The following is a 23731-nucleotide window of genomic DNA, read 5'->3' as shown; positions in this document are numbered from 1 at the left end:
TCTAGCCCGACTGCAACGACAGCGCCAGCGGCCCCAGCGTGATCAGCGCGCCGACCGCGACCGCGATCAGCGTGCTCGCGATGTCCTCGGTTTTGCGAACCACCCGGACTCCGACGACCAGCCCGAGGATGACCAGGACCGACAGCACCAGCGCCACGATGCTGTTCCACCGCCACAGCTGGTCGAAGGCGATGAACAGCCCGGCCCCGAAGACGACCGCCAGGATCGACTGCACGACCACCACGCTGCCGCGCCACAGCGCCTCCAACTTGCCCGGCCCGCCGGCCTCGTCCCGGCGCGGCTCGACGGCGCGGTCGCCGACGTCGGAGTCGCGGTCTTCGCCGCTTTCCACCGCTTCGGCGCCGCCGCGCCGTCGGGCGAGCTCGTCGGCGAGCGTCTGGCCGCCGAACAGGGTCGAATCGTCCAGGTAGGAGCGGACGTAGGCGGAGTCTTCGTCCACCAGATCGGCGTCGCGCACCTCGGAGTCCATTACGTCCACGGGCATGCCGGCGTAGTCGTCGACCGGGTCGGGACTCATCCCCTCGGCCCCGGATTGCTGCTCGGCGTCGTGCTCGTCGGCCTGGCGCACGGGCCGCGGGTAGGCGCTGCGCTCGGGCCCGGACACGCGCGCGGGCGGCGGCGGCGGCGACGTGGGCCAGCGCGGCTCGGGCTCCGACCAGTACGGCCTCTTCCGCCCGTCGTCGGCGGCGACGCCAGGTTCCTGCTCGGGGGCTTCGGGGGCTTCGGCCGTGCGGGTGCCGTTGGTCTCGCGTCCGGGGACGTGGTCGTCCCGGATGACCGGGATGTCCCCGGTCAGCTCGGCGACCGTGACCGCGTCGCTGTCACCGCGCCGGCGGCGGCGGCGCCGGGTGACCGCGGGGGCGCCGATCGTTCCGTTTCTGGCCAGCAATTCGGCCACCGAGATGGGCCGAGTGCCGGGGCTCTCGGTGTCGGAGTGTGGTCCGGTCATGCTTTGTTGCCTCTCGATCGGTTCGCGTTCCGATCCCCTACCCGGTCTCCAGCATCGCGCACCGCGGTCTCGACGAGGGCCGTTCCGTCGGCTTCACTGTCGAGTTTGCGCAAGATGAGGCCCTCGCGTAAGGCCCACGGGCAGATATCCACCGTTTCGATCGACAGCGCTCGCATGCTCGCCTCCGCCACCAGGGCACCCGCCACGATCTGCGGTGCTCTTTCGGCGCTCACCCCTTCCAACTCCGCGCGGTCAGCGGTCGTCATCCTAGAGATGAAAGATATGAGTTGTCTGAGGCCGTTTGCGGTGAGTGTCCTCTTCACCCGGGGTCCGGCCGCCGAGGGCGCCGCCCCGGTGAGCCGCGCCAGCGAGCGGAACGTCTTCGACGTCGCCACCGCCAGGTCCGGGGCGCCCGCGTCGAGCACGGCGACGCTGGCGTCGGACAGCTCGGAGTCCAGCCAGTCGCGCAGCATCGCCACCCGGCGGCGGCCGGGCGGGTCGTCGGGCAGCCATTCGCGGGTCAACCGCCCCGCGCCCAGGGGCAGCGACAGGGCCACCTCGGGTTCCTCGTCGACGCCGCTGGACAGCTCCAGCGAACCGCCGCCGATGTCGAGGTTGACGATGCGCCCGGCGCTCCAGCCGTACCAGCGCCGCACCGCCAGGAAGGTCAGCCGCGACTCGGCGACCCCGGTCAGCACCTGCAGGTCGACGCCGGTCTCCTTGCGCACCCGGGCGAGCACGTCCTCGGAGTTCTCGGCGTCGCGGACCGCCGAGGTGGCGAAGGCCATCAGCTCGGCGCAGCCCGAGCTGTCGGCGATCTTGGCGAACTCGTCGATCGTCGAGATGAGCTTCTCCGCGCCGCGCTTGGTGATCTTGCCCGAGCTGTCGGTCGCCTCGGCGAGCCGCAACGTGGCCTTCGTCGAACTCATCGGAGTGGGGTGTCCGCCGCGGTGGGCATCGACCACCAACAAATGGACCGTGTTGCTACCCACGTCGAGCACGCCCAATCGCACGCAAACAACCTAGCCCGGCGACGATGCAGACCGCGTGGCGGTCTGAGGAGGAGGCGGGCAATCCGATCCAGCCCGGCGACGATGCAGACCGCGTGGCGGTCTGAGGAGGAGGCGGGCAATCCGATCCAGCCCGGCGCTGCACGCTCGCGCCGGGGCCCGGGGTGTCAGCGGGCCGTCGGGCCGGAATCGTGGTCTACCGTGGGATCCGTGCCGAATCCGGACCCCCGCCCCGGGCAAGAGGTCGATCTGGATTTCGCCCGCGAATGGGTGGAGTTCTACGACCCCGACAACCCCGAGCACCTGATCGCGGCCGATTTGACCTGGCTGCTTTCGCGCTGGACGTGCGTGTTCGGGACGCCGGCCTGCCATGGCACGGTGGCCGGTCGACCCGACGACGGTTGCTGCTCGCACGGGGCGTTCCTGTCCGACGACGACGACCGCGCCCGGTTGGACGACGCGGTGTCCGAGCTGACCGACGACGACTGGCAGTTCCGCGACAAGGGCCTGGGTCGCAAGGGGTATTTGGAGCTCGACGAGCACGAGGGGCAACCGCAGTACCGCACCCGCAAACACAAGGACGCATGCATCTTCTTGAATCGCCCCGGCTTTCCCGCCGGCGCCGGGTGCGCGCTGCACAGCAAAGCCCTCAAGCTGGGTGTCGCGCCGCTGACGATGAAGCCCGACGTCTGCTGGCAGCTGCCGATCCGGCGCAGCCAGGAATGGGTGACCCGGCCCGACGGCACCGAGATCCTCAAGACCTGGGTCACCGAATACGACCGCCGCGGCTGGGGCTCCGGCGGAGCGGACCTGCACTGGTACTGCACCGGCGACCCCGGCGCCCACATCGGCGCCACGCAGGTGTGGGAGAGCCTGGCCGACGAGCTCACCGAACTGCTGGGCGCGAAGGCCTACGCGGAACTGGCGGCGATGTGCAAGCGGCGCAGCAAGTTAGGGCTCGTCGCGGTGCATCCCGCCACTCGATTCGCCGAGTAGCACAGCCTCGGCGGCCGCCCGGCTGGTGCCGTAGGCCACGACCATGCGCTGCGCGCTGGCCCGCAGGTAGTCCTCGACCGCGGCGGCGGCCGCGTCCGGGTCGCGCGCCAGCACGGCCTCGGTGATCGCCCGCAGTCCGGCCACCACCGCCGCGGCGTCGTCATAGGCCGCCGTCAGCTCGTGCTCGCGGCCCCCGAAGGCCTGCTCGACCCAGCGGTACAGCAAACCCAGCGCACGGTTGCGGCTGCCGTGGATGAGCGCCCGGAAGTAGGCGAGGTCGGCGGCCTGACACTCCCCGGCGCCGTCGGCCTCCCGTACCGCGGTCAGCGCCGACTGCAGCGCCTCGGCGTCAGCGGGGGTGCTGCGCTGCGCCGCCAGCCGGCCGATCAGCGGCCCGAGTCCGGCGCGGATCTCGAACAGCTCGACCAGGAATTCGGGGCCCAGCCTGCGGACCAGCGCCTCGACCACCGCGGGATGGGTGAGGCCCTGCGGGTCGCGCACCACGTTGCCGCTGCCGTGCCGGGCCTCGATGAGTCCCATCTGCTGCACCCGGGCCAGCCCCTGCCGTAGCGACGTGCGGTTGACGCCGAGCTGCTCGGCCAGCTCCCGTTCCGGCGGCAGCGCCGAGCCGGGCGGGAAGGCGCCGTCGAGGATGGCGTCGGCGATCGACGCGGCGATCTGTTCGTCCACGCGGTGGCGGTCCGGCGGCCGGATCGGACTTGACTGGTTCATTGGTCCAACCAATATAGTGGACGCACCGGCGTGGGAGGTGCAGCGATGGACGACGAGATGCGTTCGGCGTCGGCTCCGCGCTGGCGGGGCGAGGCCGGGCGCCTGGAAGTCTGGTACGTCACCCTGTCGGATCCGCTGACGCGCGCCGGCCTGTGGATCCACTGCGAAACGGTCGCCCCGGTGCGGGGCGATGCCTACGCGCACGGCTGGGTGAGCCGGTTCCCGCCCGACGGCCCGCCCCGCACCGAACGATTCGGTCCCGAACCCACCCGTCCCGCGACCGGCGCCACGTGGTTCGACGCCGCGGGCGTGCGGGCGGCCCCACAGCGGCTGGCCGGAAGCGCCGGTTCGCTGGCATGGGACGTGTCCTGGCAGGACACCGGCGGGCCGCTGTGGACGTTCCCCCGTGCGGCCTGGGACCGCGAACTGCTGCCGGGCGCCCAGGTGGTCCTCGCCCCCACCGCCGAGTTCGCGGGCAGCCTGACCGTCGACGGCACCGCCGCGCGCGTCGAGGGGTGGCGCGGCGGTGTCGCGCACATCTACGGGCACGGCAACGCCAGGCGCTGGGGGTGGCTGCACGCCGACCTCGGTGACGGCGACGCCCTCGAGGTGGTCACCGCCGTGTCACACAAGCCGGGCCTGCGCCGGCTCGCGCCGCTGGCGTTCGTTCGGTTCCGCATCAACGGAAGGGATTGGCCCGCAAGCCCTTTGCCGGCACTGTGGATGCGGACAACGCTCGGCGTGATGCACTGGCAGCTGGAGGGACGCCTCGGTGGCCGTCGTGCGCTCATCCGCGTCGACCAGCCACCGGAGCGGTGCGTCAGCCTGGCCTACACCGACCCCGACGGGGGCACCGCGGTGTGCACGAACACCGAACAGGCCGACATCCACATCGAGATCGGCGAGCGGCGCTGGTCGGTGCTGGGAAGTGGGCACGCCGAAGTCGGCCTGCGCGGTGACGAGGCACCCGTCGTGAACGAAAGGACCCCGACGACATGAGCTTTCTGTTCGACCCCCCCATGCTGTTCGCCTCCGGCGTGCTCATCGAGCGGCGCCTGCCCGCCGACCGCCGCGACGTCGCCGAGGCCGCCACCCTCGGGGTCTTCTTCGGCGGCTCGTTCGGGCTCTACCAGAACGTGCCGGGCCTCGGGCTGCTCTGGCGACCCTTCCGGGCCCGTGACGGCCGCGACTTCATGTGGAACAGCGGGGTTTTCGGCGTGCAGACCGAGCGTCTCGGCTGGCCCATGCACGCGGCGGCGGGCGCGATCTTCGCGACCTATCCGCTGTTCCTCAAACTGGGCCGCCGGGCCGGCCGGCTGCTGTGAGCCGGTTCGCCGACCGGGTGACCGCCTCGTTCGGCGCCGCGCTGCTGCCCGCCGAACACGGCGGCCCGACACCGGCCCAGCTCGTCGAGCGCGTGGAGCGCTACCTGCGGCAGCTGCCGCCGTCTTCGCGGCTGGCCATGCGGGCCGGGCTGGCCTCGGTGGCCGCGGCGAGCTACCTGTGCACCGGGCGGTCGCTGTCGCGGCTCGACCCGCGCGGCCGCGAAGCGGTGCTGCGGCGCGTCGGCGCGCTCACCCCGGAGACGGGTGCGGCCGTCGAGGCCCTCAAGGCGATCGTGCTGCTCGCCAACGGCGCGGACACCTTTGCGCCGGAACTTCTTTCGCGTGCCACGCAGGACGGGGCGGCGCGGCCGGACGCGGACCTGGACGTCACGCCCTCCACCGAGAGCGGCTCCGTCGTGGCCGCCGACGCGGTGATCGTGGGCTCCGGCGCGGGCGGCGCGATGGCGGCCCGCACCCTGGCCCGGGCGGGTCTGGACATCGTCGTGCTCGAGGAGGGGCGCCGCTGGACGGTCGAGGAGTTCCGCAGCACCCACCCGATCGACCGCTACGCCGGGCTGTACCGCGGCGCGGGGGCGACCGTCGCGCTGGGGCGACCGTCCGTGGTACTGCCGATCGGGCGTGCGGTCGGGGGCACCACCGTGGTGAACTCCGGAACCTGCTACCGGCCCCCGCCGGCGGTACAACGCCGGTGGCACGACGACTTCGGCCTGCGGCCGGCCGATCCCGACCGGTTCGCCGCTCATCTCGACGATGTCGAGGCCACGCTGCGGGTCGCGCCGGTCCCGCTGGAGGTCATGGGCCGCAACGGGCGCACGCTGCTCGATGCCGCCGCGGCGCTGGGCTGGCGCGCGGCGCCCATTCCCCGCAACGCGCCGGGCTGCGGCGGCTGTTGCCAGTGCGCGATCGGCTGCCCGCGCAACGCCAAGTTCGGCGTGCACCTCAACGCGTTGCCCGAGGCCTGCGCGGCCGGCGCCCGCATCATCGCGCAGGCGCGCGTCGAACGGGTGCTGCACGAGCAGGGGCGCGCGCTCGGGGTGCGCGCGCGGCGTCCCGACGGCACCGCGATCGACGTCCTGGCCGACACGGTCGTCGTGGCCGCCGGCGCCACCGAGACTCCGACCCTGTTGCGGCGCAGCGCTCTTGGCGCGCACCCGCGCCTGGGCCGCAACCTGGCGCTGCATCCGGCGACGATGCTCGCCGGGCGCTTCGACGACGACGTCGTCGCCTGGCACGGGGTGCTGCAGAGCGCCGCCGTCGACGAGTTGCACGAGTCGCACGGCGTGCTGATCGAAGCCACCTCCACGCCGCCGGGGATGGGGTCGATGGTCTTCCCCGGCTACGGCGCCGAACTGCTCGGCTGGCTCGACCGGGCCCCGCAGGTCGCGACGTTCGGCGCCATGGTGGCCGACCGGGGCGTCGGCTCGGTGTCCTCGGTGCGCGGCGAGGCCGTGGTGCGCTACGACATCGACCGCGCGGACGTCGCCCGGCTGATGACCGCGATCGAGGCCATGGGGCGGCTGCTGTTCGCCGCGGGCGCCGTGGAGGTGCTGACCGGCCTGCCCGGCGCGGCGACGGTCACCTCGCTGCCCGCGCTGCGCGACGCGCTGCGGGGCAGCAACCCGAAAAGCCTGCACCTGGCCGCGTTTCACCCGACGGGCACCGCCGCGGCGGGTGCCGACGAGCAGCGCTGCCCGGTCGACGGGACGGGGCGGCTGCGCGGCGTCGACGGCGTCTGGGTCGCCGACGCGTCCATCCTGCCCAGCTGCCCGGAGGTGAACCCGCAGGTGTCGATCATGGCCGTGGCGCTGGGCGTGGCCGACGAGGTGCTCAGCGCCCGCTGATCGAGTGTGAAACCTCCGCGACGAGGGTGAAACCTCGGCGACGACACGCCGGTGCCCACCGCCCTGGATGCACGCTGAACGCCCTCGACGCACACTCAATTGGATGCCGATCCCCGATTTGATCGTCGAGCCCGGAGAGAATCCCGCGGACTGCGCCGCGCGCGAAGTGAGCGAAGAAACCGGGGTAAGCGCGTGGGCCATCCGGCTCGTGTGGGTGCACGTGACCCGGCGGGCCGTCCACGCCAACGGCGACCGGGCCCAATACCTGGATCACGTGTTCCGGATGCAGTGGGTGTCCGGCGAGCCGTATGCGGCCGACGACGAGAGCACCGCCGCGGCGTGGTTCGACCCCGACGAGCTTCCGCGGATGACGCAGGACATGCGTCGCCGTATCGAGTTGAGCGCCCGCGGCGACGCCCGAACCGTCTTCGACTCCAACGGTTCGCCGCCGAGGGACGAGCCGCGCTAGCCCTCCAGCTTGTAGCCCAGCCCGCGCACGGTCACCAGGTGCACCGGGTTGGCCGGGTCGGCCTCGATCTTGGACCGCAGGCGCTTGACGTGGACGTCGAGCGTCTTGGTGTCGCCGACGTAGTCCGCGCCCCACACCCGGTCGATCAACTGGCCGCGGGTCAGCACCCGCCCGCTGTTGCGCATCAGGTACTCGAGCAGGTCGAACTCCTTGAGCGGCAACGTGATCGTGTCACCGTTGACCGAGACGACGTGGCGTTCGACGTCCATGCGCACCGGCCCGGACTCGAGCACGCCGTCGCTGATCTCGGAGTCGTCGTCGCCGCCGCGGCGCAGCACGGCGCGGATGCGGGCGATCAGCTCACGCGCCGAATACGGCTTGGTGACGTAGTCGTCGGCGCCCAGTTCCAGCCCGACCACCTTGTCGATCTCGCTGTCGCGTGCGGTCACCATGATCACCGGCACGCTGGAACGGGCCCGCAACTGCTTGCACACGTCGGTGCCCGACATGCCCGGCAGCATCAGGTCCAGCAGCACGATGTCGGCACCGGCCCGGTCGAACTCGGCCAGCGCGGCCGACCCGTCGGTGACCACCGTGGCCTCGAAGCCCTCCTTGCGCAGCAGGAATGCCAGCGGATCGGCCAGCGACTCCTCGTCCTCCACGATCAGGACACTCGTCATCGGCGCCATTCCTCCTCATCGCTGCGCTCTGCATCGTCATGGGCGCGGGTCATCGGCTCAGTTCTTCCTCTCGTTGGGGCCGGTTGGGCCGCACCTCGCGGCCCCGTGGGTGCTCGAGTTCCCCCTCGTCGTCCCGCTGGGACGCCAGGGCAGCCGGGATGGACAGCGTGAACGTCGACCCGGTGCCCGGCTTGCTCCACACGCCGATGCTGCCGTTGTGGTTGGCCGCGACGTGCTTGACGATGGCCAGGCCCAGCCCGCTGCCGCCGGTGGCCCGCGAGCGCGCCTTGTCGCCGCGGAAGAACCGCTCGAAAACCCGCTCCTGGTCTTCCAGCGCGATCCCGATACCGCGGTCGGTGACGGCGATCTCGACGTTCTCGCCGCGGCGGCGGCGGCTGATCGAGACCAGCGACCCCTTCGGCGAATAGGCGATCGCGTTGGACACCAGGTTGGCCAGCGCGGTGACCAGCAGCGTCGGGTCGCCCAGCACCTGCAGGCCGCTGGGCGCATCGGTGCGGACCTCGATGTCGGCGGTGTCGGCGGCCACCTTGTGGCGCGAAATCGCCTCGGAGACAACGGTGTCGACGTCAATGGCGGTGACGTCGGGCAGCCTCTCGGCGCCCTGCAGCCGGGACAGCTCGATGAGCTCGGCGACCATGTCGCCGAGCCGGTTGGCCTCGATGAGCACCTTCTCGGCGAACCGGCGCACGGTCTCGGAGTCGTCCGCCGACGCCAGCAGGGCCTCGGCGAGCAGAGTCATGGCTCCGACCGGGGTCTTGAGCTCGTGGCTGACGTTGGCCACGAAGTCGCGCCGGGTCGCCTCCATGCGGGCGTAGTCGGACTGGTCGTGGACGAACACCACGGCGAACCGGCGGTCCTCCTCGCTCAACAACCGGGCGTGCCCGTGCACCGACAACCCCGACCGCCCCGGCGCGCGTTTCGCCGGCCGCAGGTCGAACTCGACGTCGTCACCGTCCAGCGCCTGCTGCGCGGCCTGCCAGGCCTGGTCGTCAAGCTGCCGCTCGCGCACCAGGCCCAGTTCCTTGGCCCGCTCGTTGCGGTAGACGACGTCGCGATGGCAGTCCACCACCGCCGCGCCCAACGGCATCAGTCCGACGATTCGCTGCAGCATCTGCGCGACCGTGATCCCGGTGGACTCGGCGGCCGCCCGCTGCCGGCGCTGGGCCAGCCGCGACGACAGCCGAATACCGGCCGCAACACCCACGGCCAGCGCCACCGCGGACAAGACCCCGGCCAGCAACACTGCCGAGAACACAGTCACATAAGAAATCCTACAAATCCTTCTGAACGCAGCCCTAGCGGAATGAGGCCAAAATCGGACAAGTCACAGGCTACGCAACAGGTATTCGGCTGTCGTTCACGTGATGTTTGGCAAACCCGGGTTCCGGGGCGCCGCGCACGCCGCCGTGGGCTAGGCGCGGCCCTGCCCGGCAACCGCCGCGGCGCCGGCGGCGGCGGCTTCCGGGTCGAGGTAGGTGCCGCCGGCAACCATCGGCCGCAGCTGGGCATCCAGGTCGTAGCGAAGCGGGATGCCGGTGGGGATGTTGCTCCCGACGATCTCCTCGTCCGACATCCCGTCGAGGTATTTGATCATGGCACGCAGCGAGTTGCCGTGCGCGACGACCAGCACGGTTTTGCCGCTACGCAGATCCGGGACGATGACGTCGGTGAAATACGGCAGGAACCGGTCCACCACGTCGGCCAGGCACTCGGTCAGCGGGCCGCCGCCGATGTCGGCGTACCGCGGGTCGGCATCCTGGCTGAACTGGCTGCCCTGCTCGATCGGCGGTGGCGGGGTGTCGTAGCTGCGCCGCCAGGCCATGAACTGTTCCTCGCCGTAGCGCGCCTTGATGTCGGCCTTGTTCAGGCCCTGCAGCGCACCGTAATGGCGTTCGTTGAGCCGCCAGCTGCGCCGTACCGGAATCCACAGCCGGTCGGCGGTCTCCAAAGCCATGTGCGCCGTGCTGATCGCGCGCCGCAGCAACGAGGTGTACAGCACGTCGGGCAACAAGTCGTGTTCGACCAGCAACCGGCCGCTGCGGACCGCTTCGGCCCGCCCCTTGTCGGTCAGCCCGACGTCGACCCAGCCGGTGAACTGATTGCTGGCGTTCCACTCGCTCTCACCGTGGCGCAGCAGCACCAACGTGCCGGGGTTTCGCGGTTGCATCGGCCTAGCATCTCATGGACGCGAACCGTCGCCCTCGTCGTCCTCGCCGATTCTTGCTCGACTCCTCCTCATCGCGCTTCGCGCTCTGCATCGTCGTCTTCGCGGATTCTTGCTCGACTCCTCCTCATCGCGCTTCGCGCTCTGCGTCGTCGTCTTCGTGGATCAGGTGGGCGAACGCCTGCAGGTTCTTCAGCGACTCGCCCCGCGACACCCGCCAGTCCCACTCCTTCTGGATCGACGAGCGAAAACCCAACTCCAGCAACGTGTTGAAGTCCGAGTCCACCGCCTCGAGAACCTGACCGAGCACCCGGTCGAGCTCGTCGGCGTCGACCGAGGCCAGCGACAACCTGCCCACCAGGTAGATGTCGCCGACGTTGTCCAGGGTGTAGGCGACCCCGTAGAGGCGGCGGTTGCGCTTGAGCAGGAACCGGTAGACGCCCTCGTGGTTCTCGTCGGGTTTGCGGCACACGAAGGCCTCGACGCGCACCGAGTGCTCCCCGATGCTCAGGATGGTGTTGGTCTTGAGCTTGCGCTCGCCGGGCAGCTCCACGACGAGCCCCGGGGGGCCGCCGTGGGATCCGGGGGTCTCGGAGTAGGTCAGGCCGCTGGTCTGCAGCGCGCGCTCGATCACCTGCCGCACGGACTGATCGGAATCGGACGACGTCATGCCCCCACCCCCCGGCGCGACACCCAGCGGCGCGGACCGCGCGCCGAGGCCCGGTCCGACGACAACGCGCCGCCGCGGCGCCGGCGCCCGGCGGTGAACTCCCCGATCGCCCGCCGGTAGCTGGCCAGCAGGGCGTCGGTGGTGTTCTCCCACGAGAACGTCGCCGCGTGTGCCGCCGCGGCCCGGCTCATCGCCCCGGCCCGCGCCCCGTCGGTGAGCCGCAGCAGATCGCTGAGGGCCGCGGCCCAGTCGTCGATGTCGTGCCCGGCCACCAGCGTGCCGGAGACCCCGTCGCGCACCGCGACCGGCAGCCCGCCGACCGCGGCGGCCACCACCGGCGTGCCGCAGGCCTGCGCCTCGATGGCGACCAGCCCGAACGACTCCGAATAGCTGGGCACCGCGACCAGATCGGCCGCCTGGAACAAGGTGGCCAGGTTCGCGCGCGACTGCGGCGGCAGGAATGTCACCCGCTGCGTGATGCCGAGTTCGCCGGCGAGGGAGACCAGGCCGTCCGGGGAGGCCAGCCCGCTGCCCGACGGCCCGCCGGCCACGACGACGCGCACCCCGGGCAGCTTCGCGGCGGCCCGCAACACGATGTCGGGCGCCTTCAGCGGCTGGATCCGGCCGACGAAGGCCACCACGGGCTCGTCGAGCGGCAGCCCCAACGCGGTCCGGGCGGCGCGGCGGTCGCCCGGCCGGAAGACGTCGAGGTCCACCCCGGGGTGGACCACGTCGATGCGCGCCGGATCGGCATGATGGATCGAAACCAGTTGTCCCGCTTCGTCGTCGGTGTTGACGATCAGCCGGTCGGCCTCGTCGACGACCTGCTGCTCGCCGACCGTGCGCAGCGGCGGCTCGGGTGCGTCACCGTCGGCCAGGGCCGCGTTCTTCACCGCGGCCAGGGTGTGGGCGGTGTGCACCAGTGGGACCGCCCAGCGGTCGCGGGCCAGCCAGCCGACCTGCCCGGACAGCCAGTAGTGCGAATGCACGAGGTCGTAGTAGCCGGGCTCGTGGGACGCCTCGGCCCGCAGCACCCCGGCCGCGAACGCACACAGCTGGGTGGGCAGGTCGTATTTGTCGAGGCCCTCGAACGGCCCGGCGACCACGTTGCGCACCAGCACGCCCGGCGCCACCCGCACGACCGGCGGGTCGGCCGACGCGGTGGCGCGGGTGAAGATCTCCACCTCGATGCCCCGGCGCGCCAGGTGCAGGGCGCTCTGCAGCACGTAGACGTTCATGCCTCCGGCATCGCCGGTGCCCGGCTGGGCCAGCGGCGAGGTGTGCACCGCCAGCAGCGCGACCCGGCGCGGGGTCACCGCAAACCGACTCGCTTTGTCGCCGGATGGCCGGGAGGCGTCATCGTGCCGCACGCTTTCATCTTTACAGGACGGGTCCGCGGGCGGCCCGCGCGCGCCCGTGGCACGGCCCTACCGCGTCCGGCGCATCGCGCCCACCGGGTCGGCGTACAGGCCGGCCAGCGACACCGTGCCCGCCCCGGCCTCCTGCACCCGGTCGCCGAAGGCGGTGACGCGGATCTCGCGCTGCGGCAGCGTCGAGCGGGCGGCGAATGCCGCCTTGAGGTGCTCCATCGCCTCGGGATATTCGGTGAAGGCCTGGCCACCGACCACGAGCTCGTCGGGATTGAGCAGGTCGCGCAGCAACGCCACCGCCTCACCGAGCACCCGCGCCCGCTCCGCCAGCAGCTCCCGGGCCTGCCGGTTGCCGGCGCGGGCCACCCGCAGCAGGTCGGTGACGGCGCCGGCGGGCCCGTTGGCCGGCCCCGCGGGCACGATCCGCAGCCGACGCGCGGCCGCCAGCACCGCCTCGTCGCTGACGGTGGACTCCAGCCGCCCGGTGCCGCCGAGCAGTTCGGAGTGGGCCGGCAGCGGCGCGATGGTGCCCGGGCCGCTGGCCGGGATGTGCACCCGGCCGCCGATCACCAGCGCGTAACCCACCGTCTCGCGCGCGTAGACGTACAGGCTGGTCGGCGAGCTGGGCGCGAACCGCCGCTGGCCGAGCAGCAGCTCGGCGCCGGCCATGGCGTCGACGTGCGAGGCCACCGACACCGGCAGGCCCAGCGCCTCGGCCAGCACCGCGCCGACGGGGGCCTGGCGCCAGCCCAGCCGCGGGTGGTCGACGCAGCCCGTCGCGCCGTCGACGGTGCCGCCGATGGCCACCCCCGCCCACAGCGGGCGGCGCCGGTGCCAGCGCCGCAGATACCGGGCGGCGCTGTCGGCCAGCGCGGCCAGCGCCGTCCCGGCCGGATGCAGCGGTGTCGGCGTCTCGACGGTGTCCAGGGTGCGGCCGAACAGGTCGGTGGCCACGATGCTGGTGGTGCGCGCACCGATGTGCATGCCCAGCGTCACGAACGGTTCGTGGTTGACCTCCACGGGCACCCGCGGGCGCCCGATGGCCCCGGCGACGACCAGGTCAGCGCGCTCCCGCAGCAGGCCCGCGTCGAGCAGGGCGGTCACCTGGCGGTTGACCGTCGCGACGCTCAGCGAGGTGACGCCGGCGATGAGGTCACGCGCGACGGGGCCGCGCAACCGCACGGCACGGAACACGGACGCGGCCGCGGAGTCCGAGAGGTGCAGGGCCGGCGGAAAGATCCGGGGGTGTGGCCGGGTGTGGGCCTTTCGGCCGGCCCCGTGCCGGCCGGAGGTGAGGGTGGTAGAGCGCACGAGCGTCCTTTGTCCGATTTTCGATCGCCGGTCTTTGGCCACGCCAGAAGATCAGGAGCGGCAAAGTGCGCGGCGACAACACGAGCGGCCCGCGAGACGACACGCGGTGCTCGTGCTGGACAAGGCGCTGGGGTGCACATCGGAAATTTAACACGTTCACTAGAGTTGCTCCGATGACGACAGCGGGCGGGGACCGACGGGTCGCGGTAGTCACCGGCGCCAGTTCCGGGATCGGGGCGGCGACCGCCAGAACCCTCGCCGCGCAAGGGTTCTACGTGGTCGCGGTGGCCCGCCGCGCGGACCGGATCGAAGCCCTGGCCGACGAGGTCGGCGGGACCGCCTTTGTGGCGGACGTCACAGACGACGCGGCGGTCGACGCGCTGGCGGGTGCGCTGGATCGCGTCGACGTGCTGGTGAACAACGCCGGCGGCGCGCGGGGGCTGGAGCCGGTCGCCGACGCCGACCTCGAGCACTGGCGGTGGATGTGGGAGACCAACGTGCTGGGCACGCTGCGGGTCACCCGCGCGCTGCTGCCCAAGCTGGTCGACTCCGGCGACGGCCTCATCGTCACCGTCACCTCGGTCGCGGGATTCGAGGTCTACGACGGCGGCGCGGGCTACACCGCGGCCAAGCACGCCCAGGGCGCGCTGCACCGCACGCTGCGCGGCGAATTGCTCGGAAAACCGGTGCGGCTCACCGAGATTGCCCCGGGGGCGGTTGAGACCGAGTTCTCCCTGGTCCGCTTCGACGGCGACGAACAGCGCGCGGACGCGGTGTACACGGGCATCACGCCGCTGACGGCCGCCGACGTCGCCGAGGTGATCGGTTTCGTGGCCTCCCGGCCCGCCCACGTCGACCTGGACCTGGTCGTCATGCGGCCGCGCGACCAGGCCTCGACCAGTCGGTTCAACCGCCGAAGCCAGGCGACGTCGTAGTGGTCGTAGTGGTCGTGGTGGTTGTGGTCGTCGTGGTGGTCGGGGTCGTCGCGGTGGTCGGTGTCCCGGACAGCGTGGGGGCGTCCGACGGCGTGACCGGTGCGGTCACGGGGATCTGGGAGGCCGGCGTGTGTGCGGTCGGCGGCGGCAGCGCCGACATCGCCACCCACGTGTCCCAGTCCACGGCCCAGTCCCAGATGTCGCCGTCGGCGTAGGACAGCTGGATCGGGCTGCCGGTCACCTCGACCGGGTCGCCGTAGATCGCGGTCCGGTAGTACTCCTCGGCGTCGGCGGTCGAGAGGTTGATGCAGCCGTTGGTGACGTTGCTGTTGCCCTGCGCGCCCGTGCTCGAGGGGTTGGCGTGGATGAACTCGCCGTTGTTGGAGATGCGCACCGCCCAGCGCTCGTGGGCGTTGGTGTAGCCGGCGGCCGGGTTGGACATGTAGAAGTCGGAGTACTTCTCGGTGACCACGTGGATGCCGTTACGGGTGACGTTGCGGGCCAGGTCGCCCTCGCCGTAGCTGCATGGGAAGTCCATGATGACGCCGGCGTCGGTGAGGACCTGGATGCGGTGCGACGTGACCTCGGCCTTGACCACCTGGCGCCGGCCGATCGCGATCTTCAGCGACATGTCCTGCGCCCCGTAGGCGCCGTCGCCGAACGGCACCCCGTAGAACTTGGCGTCGACGTTGACCGAGGTGCCCGCCGGGTAGTACTCGCGGGGGCGCCAGTGCACGCGGGAGCCCTTCGCCTCGTCGGGCAGCCAGGCCCAGCAGCCCTCGACCGGTGGCTCGGTGGTGACGGTGATGGCCTTCTCGACGGCGGCCTTGTCGCTGATCGGCGAGTCGAACTGGATGATGACCGGCGCCGCGACACCGACGGTCTGGCCGTCGGCCAGCTGGAATCCCCCGTCGATCGTCTTGGTGGGGGACACGGTGGTGAACTTGGCCGCGACAGGAACCGCCTTGCCATCGTGGCCGACCACCGAACCGCTCCAGGTGTAGGTCGAGTCGTAGCCCAGCGGCTCGGTGACCGTGTAGGCGGTGCGGTCGGAGTTGAACACCCCGGCAACGACCTTGCCCGCCGAGTTGGTCAGCGCCAACTTCTGGAACCAGCCCTCGCCGACCTGGGCGCTGATCGCGGCGGTGGGGACCACGTTGGCGGCGGCGTCGGCCGGCTGGAACTTCAGCTGCGGCGCCGGCGGTTCGTTCTTCTGAACATGCCTGGTCACGGTGCCGCCGCAGGCGGCCAGGACGCCGGGGGCGAAGGCGCCGAGCCCCAGAGCAGCCAAGGCCAGGCGCCGGTTGATCGGCGGCGGGACGCTGGATCTGCTCACGCCAAACAAAGATACCGGGAGATAACGACCACGCCCGGACGCGACGACTCGCGAACCGCTCCTGACCGCCGGAAACCGGCAGCTAGAGCGCGCAGCCGAACAGCACCGGCTCCGGCGACAATGTGATGCCAAACACGTCGCGCACCCCGTCGCGCACGGTCCGGGCCAGGGCGATGACGTCCGCGGCGGTGGCGCCCCCGCGATTGGTCAGGGCGAGCGCGTGCTTGGTCGACAGCCGGCAGCGCGCCGCCGCGTCGTCCGGGAACCCTTTCGCGAAGCCCGCCCGCTCCACCAGCCAGCCGGCGGCCAGCTTGACGCCGTGCGGCGCCGGGTAGTGCGGGACCGGCCCCTCGCGGACCAGCCGCTCGTACACGTCGTGGGCGACCACCGGGTTGGTGAAGAACGATCCCACGCTCCACGTGTCGTGGTCCGCCGCGTCGAGCACCATGCCCTTGCGGGCGCGCAGGCCGAGCACCACGTCGCGAACCGACCGTGGATCGGCGCGCTCGCCGGCGGCCGCGTTCAGCACGGCGGTCAGCTCGCCGTAGCGCAGCGGTGCGCTGCGCCCGGACGGGTCCAGCGCGAACTCCACCTCCAGCACGACGGCGGGCACCCCGCGCCCGGACTGGCCGGCCCGCTTGAAGACGCTGGTGCGATAGCCGAAGCCCAGCTCACCCGCCGGTATCCAGCGCACCGCACCGCTGCTGCGGTCCAGCACCCGGACGCGGGTGATCGTGTCGGCCACTTCCGCGCCGTAGGCCCCGACGTTCTGCACCGGGGTCGCCCCCGCCGAGCCCGGGATGCCGGACAGGCATTCCAGCCCGCCCAGCCCGTGCTCGATGGCGGTGACGACGACGTCGTCCCACACCGCGCCGGCCTCCGCGCGGAGCCGATCGCCCTCGACCGTGATGCCGGCGCCGGCCAACCGCACCGCGGTGAGGTCCGTCAGGGTGTCCCCGATCACGACGTTGGAGCCGCCGGCAAAGATCAGCAGCGGTCCGCCGTCGACGCCGGCACCGCCGCCGCGGGCCTCGGCGTCGAGTTGCCGCACGACGGCGACCACCTGCTCGGTGCTGGTGCAGGTGATGAGGCGACGCGCGACCGGGCCGACGCGCAACGTGGTCAGCGGCGCCAGCGGCACCGCCTCGCCGACCTGCGCACCGGCGTAGCCGGAACCGGCACCGCTGGGTGTCATGGGCCGTAACGGTAGCCTGACCAGCTATGCCGCGTTCATTCGACTTGTCCGCCGACTACTCGGGCGGCGTCGAAGACATCCACCGCGCCTTCCAGGAGGAGGAGTACTGGCGGGCCCGGCTGGCCGACATTCCCGTCGACGAGGCCGAGCTGGAGTCGATCCGGGTCGGCGGCCGGTCCGGTGACGCGGCCACCATCGAGGTGGTCACCCGGCAGGTGGTGTGTAGTCACAATCTGCCCGCCATGGTCACGCAGCTACACCGCGGCGACCTGTGCATCCGGCGCGAGGAGACCTGGGGGCCGGTCACCGACGGGGCCGCGACGGCCTCCATCGCCGGGGAGATCGTGGACGCCCCGGTGAACGTGTGGGGCACCGCCGAGCTGTCGCCCGCGCCCTGCGGCGCCCGCCTGGATTTCCGCATCACCGTGCAGGTGCGGGCGCCGATCATCGGCGGCAAGGTCGAGAGGATCATCGGCACGCGCCTGGCCGAGCTGGTGGCGGCCGAACAGCGCTTCACCAGCGAGTGGATCGCGGGCAACACGCTCTAAGCTGGCGCCCATGCGGATCGCCCTGGCGCAGATTCTCAGTGGCACCGAGCCCGCCGCGAACCTGGAGCTGGTCCGCGAGTACACCGGCCGGGCCGCCGACGCCGGCGCGCGCCTGGTGCTGTTCCCCGAGGCGACGATGTGCCGGTTCGGCGTCCCGCTGGCGCCCGTGGCCGAGCCGGTCGACGGGCCCTGGGCGGACGGCGTCCGGCGGATCGCCGCCGACTTCGGTGTCACCGTGATCGCCGGGATGTTCGCCCCGTCCGGCGACGGCCGGGTGACGAACACGCTGATCGCGGCGGGACCGGGATCGCCCAACCAGCCCTCGGACCAGCTGTGGGCCCACTACGACAAGATCCACCTCTACGACGCGTTCGGGTTCACCGAGTCGCGGACCGTCGCGCCCGGCCACGAGCCGGTGGTGATCACCGTCGACGGCGTCCGGGTGGGTTTGAGCGTTTGCTACGACATTCGGTTTCCCGAGCTCTACACCGAACTCGCCCGGCGTGGCGCCCAGCTGATCGTCGTCTGCGCCTCCTGGGGTGCGGGCCCGGGCAAGCTCGAGCAGTGGCGGCTGCTGGCCCGTGCCCGCGCGCTGGACTCGACGAGCTACGTCGCGGCGGCCGGCCAGGCCGACCCCGGGCAGGACCTCGCGGCCTCGGGCGCGCCGACCGGGGTGGGCGGCAGCCTGGTGGCCTCGCCGCTGGGTGAGGTGATCGCGTCGGCCGGGTCGCACCCCGAACTGGTGTTCGCCGACATCGACGTCGACCGGGTGGCGCGCGCCCGGGATGCCATCGCGGTGCTGCGCAACCGCTCGGCGTTCGCTCGCGCCGATAGGGCACAATCGGTTGAGTGACGAACCCACAAGGACCACCGAACGAGGGCCCGCCGATGTGGTCCCGTCCCGGCAACCAAGGTCCCTTCGGTCAACCACCCACCGAGCGGCCCACCGAGCGGATGCCCACCGGCGATCCGTCCCAGGGACCGCCGGCTCCCGGCCCCGGCCAGCAGCCCGGCCAGACCGACCAGCTGGGGGCGCCGCACGCGCCCCGGCAGCGTCCCCCCTACGCCCCGCCGCCGAGCCCGCCCACGCCGCCGACGGAACGGATGGCGGCAGCCAACGAGGGCCCGTCGGGCGGGAAGCGCAAACGGCGCTTCCTGCGTGACCCGCTGTCCATCCTGCTGGTCTTCATCATCGTGTTCGCGCTGCTGATCGGGGGGCTGGTGGGGGCCGAGCTGTACGCCCGCCACGTGGCCGACACCAAGGTCGCCGAGGCGGTGGCCTGCGAGGTCAAGGACAAGGCCACCGCGTCGTTCGGGGTGACGCCGCTGATGCTGTGGCAGCTGGCCACCAAGCACTTCACCAACATCTCGGTGTCGACGGCCGGCAACCAGATCCGCGACGCCAAGGGCATGAAGATCGCCATCGACATCCGGGACGTCCAGCTCAAGTCGACGGCCAACTCCAAGGGCACCGTCGGATCGCTGGACGCCACCATCACCTGGACGGCCGAAGGCATCAAGCAGACCGTGCAGAACTCCATCCCGGTCCTGGGTCCGTTCGTCACCAACAGCGTGACCACCCACCCCAAGGACGGGACCATCGAGCTCAAGGGCATGCTCGACAACATCACCGCCAAGCCGATCGTGCAGGGCAAGGGGCTGCAGCTGCAGATCCAGACGTTCAACGCGCTGGGCTTCACGATGCCGAAGGAATCCGTGCAGTCGACGCTGGACAACTTCACCACGAAGTTGACCCAGAACTACCCGTTGGGCATTCACGCCGACAGCGTGCAGGTCACCGACACCGGCGTGGTGAGCAAGTTCTCCACCCAGAACGCGACGATCCCCACCGGCAGCGGCGGCAGCGGCCAGGACCCCTGCTTCGCCAACCTCTGAGGCCGGGCGTTCAGTCCAGCCCGTCGAGCACCGCCCGGGTGCCCGACAGGCCGAGCCGGGTCGCGCCCGCATCGAGCATGGCCAGGGCGTCGGCGGCGGTGCGGATCCCGCCGCTGGCCTTGACGCCCAGCCGGCCGCCGACGGTCTGTGCCATCAGCGCGACCGCGCGCACCGACGCCCCGCCCGCGGGGTGAAAGCCGGTCGAGGTCTTGACGAAGTCGGCACCGGCCGCCTCGGCGGCGCGACAGGCGTCCACCAGCGCGCGCTCACCGGCCTGCCCCAACAGCACCGCCGACTCCACGATCACCTTGAGCACCGCCCCGGGCACGGCGCCGCGCACCGCCTCGATGTCGCGGCGCACCGCGTCCACGTCGCCGCTGAGCGCCGCGCCGACATCGATGACCATGTCGATCTCGGCGGCGCCGTCGGCCACGGCCCCGCCCGCTTCGAGCGCCTTGACCGCCGGCACGTGCTTGCCCGACGGGAAACCGGCCACCGCGGCGACCCGCACACCGCCCCCGGCGGCCCGCACCATCGACGGCGACACGCACACCGCGTACACACCCAGCTCGACGGCCTCGGCGACCAGGCTCGTCACGTCGGCGTCGGTGGCCTCGGGTTTGAGCAGCGTGTGGTCCACCAGCGCGGCCAGTTGCGCCCGGGTGGGCCGGCCCGCCACTAGGACACGTCTTCCGCGCCGCCGGGATTGCACCCCGATGCCACCATGTCGTCGTAGCCGACCACGGGCCTCCACGGCTCCAGGTTCCAGCTGACCTTGCCGGGCAGCGCCCGTTCGGCGAACTGCCAGTGGCAGACGAACTGCGCGCGCATGCCGGGGGTTCCGGCGTTCGGGGCCAGCGCGAGCAACTCCGACCAGGCCTCGTCGGCCGCGTCGGCCGTCCCGGGCCGCAGGGAGGTGACCCGCGCGGCCGGTGTCGGGAAGACCCGCAGGCGCGGCATGCCGGACCACTGCGTCCACTGCGTGTGATCGACGTAGGGCGGCGGCGGCAGCGCGGACCCGCCCGCGCCGCGGCCGGGATCGGCGGTGGCCAACGGACCCGGCAGCGCGACGAGCGCCGCGGTCAGCGCAGCCGACAGGGCCCTCATCCCGCTAGCGCGACTTGCCCTGGATTTCGAGGAGCTTGGGCCGGACGTCGACCAGGTACACGCCGGCCGCGCAGGCGGCGATCGCCATTCCCAGCACGCCGAAGACGAAACTCAGGATGGAGGTCAGCGCCACGGCCAGGCCCAGGATCACCAACCAGACCGGCTTGGTCAGCTTTTCGGCGGCCGTGTAGGCGTCGGGCCGCTGCAGCGCCGCGTGCACAAAGGCATACACGGCCGTCACCAGGACGGCGATCTGCAAGACCAACATGACGGTGCCCACGAGGTGTGTCACGCCTCAAGGGTATGCGGGCGCCGCCGGAAACGTCGACTCTGGTGGTCCGGGTCGCGCGAGGGGCGACCCGGACCCCGGCTCACTTCTGGGTGACCTTCTTGGCCGGCGCCTTCTTGGCCGGCGCCTTCTTGGCCGGAGCCTTCTTGGCGGGGGCCTTCTTGGCCACGGCCTTGGCCGGCTCCTCGGCCTTCTTGGGCAGGTCGATGCCGACCAGCTTGGCCGCCCGCTCCCCGACCGCGCGGGTCTGCGACGCCACGGTGCCGAGCGCCTCCTGGGTCAGTTCGACGGCCTGGTCCACGTAGCCCTCGGCGCGCGCCGCAGTGTCCTCGAAGGGCCGCTGGCTGCGCAGCCGCTGCAGCGCGGCCTCGCCGCGCTCGACCAGCTCGTTGTACCGGCCGGTCGCCGCCTCCATGTAGCCCTCGGCGGCCTTGCGCAGCTCGTCGGCGGTGAACCGCTCGCGCAGCTCGGTCAGCTGCTCGGGCAGGTCCTCCTGCATCTTGGCCAGGCGGGCACGCCTCTCCTCGACCCGGCTGCGGGTGTCGGTGCGCGTCTCCTCGGCGCGGTCGCGCATGTTGGCGACCAGGTCGTTGACGGTCGCCAGCGCCAGGTCGGCCGCGCCCAGCGCCGCCAGCAACGGGGCCCGTAGGTCTTCGATGTTCGAGTTTTCTGCCATGGTTGTTCCTTTCATGGTTTCTTTTCGTGGTCTGTGGTTGTTCCGTGGTGCGTCGGAGAGTTAGGGCCAGCGTCGGCCGCCGCCGCTGCGGTCGTCAAGAGCCGCGCTGTGTCGTGATGCGCAATTTGCCGGAAGACCTCCCGATGGTTTCTGGATAGCCCGGCGGCCGATTATCTATGCGTCGCCGGCTCACCGGCGGGCTCGTCGGCACCGGGGCCGGCGCCACCCTCCTCGAGGGCGGCTTCGTTCTGGTGGGCGAACGAGGCGTAGATGTCGAGCAGGATCTGCTTCTGACGCTCGGTGATCGCCATGTCGGTGACGATGGCGTCGCGGACCTGGCTGGTCTCGCCCGGCTCGAGAATGCCCGCCCGCACGTAGAGAACCTCCGCGGAGACCCGCAGTGCCTTTGCTATCTGGTTCAGGACGTCGGCGGAGGGTTTGCGCAACCCGCGCTCCACCTGGCTCAGGTACGGGTTGCTGACGCCGGACCGTTCGGCCAGCTGCCGCACCGACACCTGGGCGAGCTCGCGCTGGCTCCGGATGAAGCTGCCGATGTCGGAGGCCATGTCAGAGGCCGCCGTGGACACCTTGGCGGAGAGCTTCTCCTCCGCTGGCATTGCGCACTCCTGGGTCGTCGGGCCTATTGGACGGCACCAGCGTACGGAGCGGTGCTTGCTTTTGCAAGCACTGGTTAGCACTTCTCAGAACATTAGCTGCGCGACGGCATAAATGACGAGTCCCGCCAGCGCGCCCACCACCGTGCCGTTGATCCGGATGAATTGCAGGTCGCGCCCCACGTGCAACTCGATGCGCCGGCTGGCCTCGTCGGCGTTCCAGCGTTCGATCGTCTCGGTGATGATCGCGGTGATCTCCACCCCGTACTGGGTGACCAGGTGCTGCGCCGCCCTGACCATCCAGTCGTCCACCTTGTCGCGCAGTTCGGCGTCGTCGCGCAACGATTCGCCGATGCGCACGACCGTGTCGGCGATGCGCGAGCGCAGGGTGCTGGACGGGTCGTCGACGCCTTCGAGGACCAGCCGCTTGAGCGTCCGCCACGCGGTCGCGGCGGCGTTGCCGATCTCCTCGCGCGCCATCAGCTGCTCCTTGACGGCGTCCGCGCGCGCGATGGTGTCCGGATCGTGCTGCAGGTCCTCGGCGAACTCGAACAGGAATCGGGTGGCCGAGCGGCGCAACTCGTGCTCGGGGTTGCGGCGCACCTTGTCGGTGAAATCCATCAGTTCGCGGTGAATGCGGTCGCCGACGAGCTGGTCGACGAATCGCGGCGACCAGCTCGGCGAATCGCGCTCGACCACCCGCTGGATGACCTCGCCGGCGTTCAGCGACCATTGAAAGGCGCGGTCGGCCAGCAACTGGATCAGCGCCTCCTGCCGGTTCTCGGCCAGCAGCGTGCCCAGCACCCGCCCCACGGGCGGGCCCCACTGCGGTTCGCCGATGCGGCGCACGATCATCCGGTCGATGACCTGTTGAACGTCGTCGTCGCGCAGCAGCTCCACCAGAACCCGCAGCACCGTCGCGGTCTCGCCGGCCACCCGCTCGGCGTGCGGGGCCTCCGACAGCCACTTGCCCAGCCGTCCGGGCACCTCTGCGTCGCGCAGCTTGGTCTCGACGACCACCGGCGACAGGAAGTTCTCCCGCACGAAGGTCCCCAGGCCCTCGCCGAGCTGGTCCTTCTTGCGCTTGATGATCGCGGTGTGCGGGATGGGAATGCCCAGCGGATGCTTGAACAGCGCGGTCACGGCGAACCAGTCGGCCAGCGCACCCACCATCCCGGCCTCCGCGGCGGCACCGACGTAGCCGACCCAGGCGGCCGCGCCGCCCTGCGCCTGCACCCACCGGCAGGCGAGAAACACACCGGTGGCACCGACCAGGAAGCCGAGCGCCACGAGCTTCATCCGGCGCAGACCGACCCGCCGCTCGGCGTCGGCCTGCGGATCCGCGCCTGCGAACGACTCCGCGAACGACGCGCGGGGCCGCGCCGCCGTCTCGACCCGAGCGGGGAGCCTATGCGCCACCGGGCCAGCATCCTCGTGCCACCACACCATCATCCATGCACCACCGGGCCGTCGTCGGCATCCGTGCGGACGGTGCGCCCCGCGGCGCCCGCCGGGCCGTAGTATCGAGGTCGTCTAGTGAATGGGAATTCGTGAC

Annotated in this window: 24 protein-coding genes and 2 pseudogenes; 9 read left to right on the top strand and 17 right to left on the bottom strand. The window is 71.7% G+C overall.

Annotation, left to right across the window (positions count from 1 at the left end; genetic code table 11):
* Position 1: 1 nt before the first annotated feature.
* Positions 2 to 970, bottom strand: coding sequence for a hypothetical protein (locus ACJ512_RS03970; RefSeq protein WP_407685242.1), 969 nt, complete (start codon positions 968 to 970; stop codon positions 2 to 4).
* Complete coding sequence (locus ACJ512_RS03965) at positions 967 to 1983, bottom strand: Ppx/GppA family phosphatase (RefSeq protein WP_407685241.1); 1017 nt, start codon at positions 1981 to 1983, stop codon at positions 967 to 969. Before ACJ512_RS03965 ends, ACJ512_RS03970 begins: the two co-directional genes overlap by 4 nt.
* A 198-nt stretch (positions 1984 to 2181) precedes the next feature.
* Here ACJ512_RS03965 and ACJ512_RS03960 point away from each other — a divergent pair, with 198 nt between their 5' ends.
* Positions 2182 to 2976, top strand: coding sequence for a hypothetical protein (locus ACJ512_RS03960; RefSeq protein ID WP_407685240.1), 795 nt, complete (start codon positions 2182 to 2184; stop codon positions 2974 to 2976).
* Here ACJ512_RS03960 and ACJ512_RS03955 read toward each other — a convergent pair.
* Complete coding sequence (locus ACJ512_RS03955; RefSeq protein ID WP_407685239.1) at positions 2932 to 3708, bottom strand: FadR/GntR family transcriptional regulator; 777 nt, start codon at positions 3706 to 3708, stop codon at positions 2932 to 2934. The genes ACJ512_RS03960 and ACJ512_RS03955 overlap by 45 nt on opposite strands.
* 45 nt (positions 3709 to 3753) lie before the next feature.
* Here ACJ512_RS03955 and ACJ512_RS03950 point away from each other — a divergent pair, with 45 nt between their 5' ends.
* The 4 genes and pseudogenes from ACJ512_RS03950 to ACJ512_RS03935 all read left to right on the top strand — a co-directional run.
* Complete coding sequence (locus ACJ512_RS03950; RefSeq protein WP_407685238.1) at positions 3754 to 4707, top strand: hypothetical protein; 954 nt, start codon at positions 3754 to 3756, stop codon at positions 4705 to 4707.
* Positions 4704 to 5033, top strand: coding sequence for a hypothetical protein (locus ACJ512_RS03945; protein WP_407685237.1), 330 nt, complete (start codon positions 4704 to 4706; stop codon positions 5031 to 5033). The genes ACJ512_RS03950 and ACJ512_RS03945 overlap by 4 nt, the downstream gene beginning before the upstream one ends.
* Positions 5030 to 6895, top strand: coding sequence for a GMC family oxidoreductase (locus tag ACJ512_RS03940; protein ID WP_407685236.1), 1866 nt, complete (start codon positions 5030 to 5032; stop codon positions 6893 to 6895). The genes ACJ512_RS03945 and ACJ512_RS03940 overlap by 4 nt, the downstream gene beginning before the upstream one ends.
* Before the next feature lie 121 nt (positions 6896 to 7016).
* Positions 7017 to 7364, top strand: a pseudogene (locus tag ACJ512_RS03935) (NUDIX domain-containing protein); the annotation flags it as partial.
* On the opposite strand, the gene regX reads toward ACJ512_RS03935, so the two are convergent.
* The 6 genes and pseudogenes from regX to ACJ512_RS03905 all read right to left on the bottom strand — a co-directional run bounded on the left by regX (position 7361) and on the right by ACJ512_RS03905 (position 13580).
* Complete coding sequence (gene regX / locus ACJ512_RS03930) at positions 7361 to 8044, bottom strand: two-component sensory transduction protein RegX (RefSeq protein ID WP_003873718.1); 684 nt, start codon at positions 8042 to 8044, stop codon at positions 7361 to 7363. The pseudogene ACJ512_RS03935 and the gene regX overlap by 4 nt on opposite strands.
* A gap of 49 nt (positions 8045 to 8093) precedes the next feature.
* Positions 8094 to 9326: a sensor histidine kinase gene (locus ACJ512_RS03925; RefSeq protein WP_407685234.1), complete on the bottom strand. Its 1233-nt coding sequence runs from the start codon at positions 9324 to 9326 to the stop codon at positions 8094 to 8096.
* Between the two features lie 150 nt (positions 9327 to 9476).
* Positions 9477 to 10232: a phosphoglyceromutase gene (locus ACJ512_RS03920; RefSeq protein WP_407685233.1), complete on the bottom strand. Its 756-nt coding sequence runs from the start codon at positions 10230 to 10232 to the stop codon at positions 9477 to 9479.
* Positions 10233 to 10349: 117 nt separating this feature from the next.
* Positions 10350 to 10899 (bottom strand): annotated as a pseudogene (locus ACJ512_RS03915) (type III secretion system chaperone family protein); the annotation flags it as partial.
* Positions 10896 to 12269, bottom strand: a complete 1374-nt coding sequence (gene mshA / locus ACJ512_RS03910; protein WP_407685232.1) for a D-inositol-3-phosphate glycosyltransferase — start codon at positions 12267 to 12269, stop codon at positions 10896 to 10898. The gene mshA and the pseudogene ACJ512_RS03915, both read right to left, overlap by 4 nt.
* Positions 12270 to 12326: 57 nt before the next feature.
* The gene (locus ACJ512_RS03905) at positions 12327 to 13580 is read right to left on the bottom strand and encodes an ROK family transcriptional regulator (protein WP_407685231.1); all 1254 of its coding nucleotides are present in this window, start codon (positions 13578 to 13580) and stop codon (positions 12327 to 12329) included.
* 173 nt (positions 13581 to 13753) lie between these two features.
* On the opposite strand from ACJ512_RS03905, the gene ACJ512_RS03900 reads away from it, so the two are divergent.
* The gene (locus ACJ512_RS03900) at positions 13754 to 14515 is read left to right on the top strand and encodes an SDR family NAD(P)-dependent oxidoreductase (protein ID WP_407685230.1); all 762 of its coding nucleotides are present in this window, start codon (positions 13754 to 13756) and stop codon (positions 14513 to 14515) included.
* On the opposite strand, the gene ACJ512_RS03895 is transcribed toward ACJ512_RS03900, so the two are convergent.
* Together ACJ512_RS03895 and ACJ512_RS03890 are read right to left on the bottom strand one after the other, a co-directional pair.
* Positions 14487 to 15851: a L,D-transpeptidase gene (locus ACJ512_RS03895; RefSeq protein ID WP_407685229.1), complete on the bottom strand. Its 1365-nt coding sequence runs from the start codon at positions 15849 to 15851 to the stop codon at positions 14487 to 14489. The genes ACJ512_RS03900 and ACJ512_RS03895 overlap by 29 nt on opposite strands.
* A gap of 82 nt (positions 15852 to 15933) precedes the next feature.
* Positions 15934 to 17046, bottom strand: coding sequence for a UDP-N-acetylmuramate dehydrogenase (locus tag ACJ512_RS03890; protein ID WP_407685228.1), 1113 nt, complete (start codon positions 17044 to 17046; stop codon positions 15934 to 15936).
* A 26-nt stretch (positions 17047 to 17072) separates the two neighbouring features.
* Here ACJ512_RS03890 and ACJ512_RS03885 point away from each other — a divergent pair, with 26 nt between their 5' ends.
* The 3 genes from ACJ512_RS03885 to ACJ512_RS03875 are packed head-to-tail and all read left to right on the top strand — an operon-like array spanning position 17073 to position 19490.
* Entirely contained in the window at positions 17073 to 17594 is a 522-nt protein-coding gene (locus tag ACJ512_RS03885) for a DUF2505 domain-containing protein (protein ID WP_407685227.1), read from the top strand.
* 10 nt (positions 17595 to 17604) lie between these two features.
* Complete coding sequence (locus ACJ512_RS03880) at positions 17605 to 18447, top strand: carbon-nitrogen hydrolase family protein (protein WP_407685226.1); 843 nt, start codon at positions 17605 to 17607, stop codon at positions 18445 to 18447.
* Positions 18444 to 19490 carry an LmeA family phospholipid-binding protein gene (locus tag ACJ512_RS03875; RefSeq protein ID WP_407685225.1) on the top strand — a complete coding sequence of 349 codons (1047 nt, stop codon included), beginning with the start codon at positions 18444 to 18446 and terminating at the stop codon, positions 19488 to 19490. Before ACJ512_RS03880 ends, ACJ512_RS03875 begins: the two co-directional genes overlap by 4 nt.
* 10 nt (positions 19491 to 19500) lie before the next feature.
* On the opposite strand, the gene deoC is transcribed toward ACJ512_RS03875, so the two are convergent.
* The 6 genes from deoC to ACJ512_RS03845 all read right to left on the bottom strand — a co-directional run bounded on the left by deoC (position 19501) and on the right by ACJ512_RS03845 (position 23625).
* Complete coding sequence (gene deoC, locus ACJ512_RS03870) at positions 19501 to 20169, bottom strand: deoxyribose-phosphate aldolase (RefSeq protein ID WP_407685224.1); 669 nt, start codon at positions 20167 to 20169, stop codon at positions 19501 to 19503.
* Complete coding sequence (locus tag ACJ512_RS03865) at positions 20169 to 20597, bottom strand: DUF2599 domain-containing protein (RefSeq protein WP_407685223.1); 429 nt, start codon at positions 20595 to 20597, stop codon at positions 20169 to 20171. Before ACJ512_RS03865 ends, deoC begins: the two co-directional genes overlap by 1 nt.
* A 4-nt stretch (positions 20598 to 20601) precedes the next feature.
* The gene (locus ACJ512_RS03860; protein ID WP_407685222.1) at positions 20602 to 20889 is read right to left on the bottom strand and encodes a DUF2516 family protein; all 288 of its coding nucleotides are present in this window, start codon (positions 20887 to 20889) and stop codon (positions 20602 to 20604) included.
* Positions 20890 to 20968: 79 nt separating this feature from the next.
* Complete coding sequence (locus tag ACJ512_RS03855) at positions 20969 to 21562, bottom strand: heparin-binding hemagglutinin (RefSeq protein WP_407685221.1); 594 nt, start codon at positions 21560 to 21562, stop codon at positions 20969 to 20971.
* Positions 21563 to 21732: 170 nt separating this feature from the next.
* Positions 21733 to 22179, bottom strand: a complete 447-nt coding sequence (locus ACJ512_RS03850) for a helix-turn-helix domain-containing protein (protein WP_407685220.1) — start codon at positions 22177 to 22179, stop codon at positions 21733 to 21735.
* Between the two features lie 84 nt (positions 22180 to 22263).
* Positions 22264 to 23625, bottom strand: coding sequence for a DUF445 domain-containing protein (locus ACJ512_RS03845; protein ID WP_407685288.1), 1362 nt, complete (start codon positions 23623 to 23625; stop codon positions 22264 to 22266).
* Positions 23626 to 23731 lie beyond the last annotated feature (106 nt).

Source organism: Mycobacterium cajalii, assembly GCF_045809005.2.
In the GTDB taxonomy this organism is placed as follows: domain Bacteria; phylum Actinomycetota; class Actinomycetes; order Mycobacteriales; family Mycobacteriaceae; genus Mycobacterium.
Note: the sequence above shows the minus strand (reverse complement) of the source record. Positions and strands in the feature narration are given on the sequence as shown.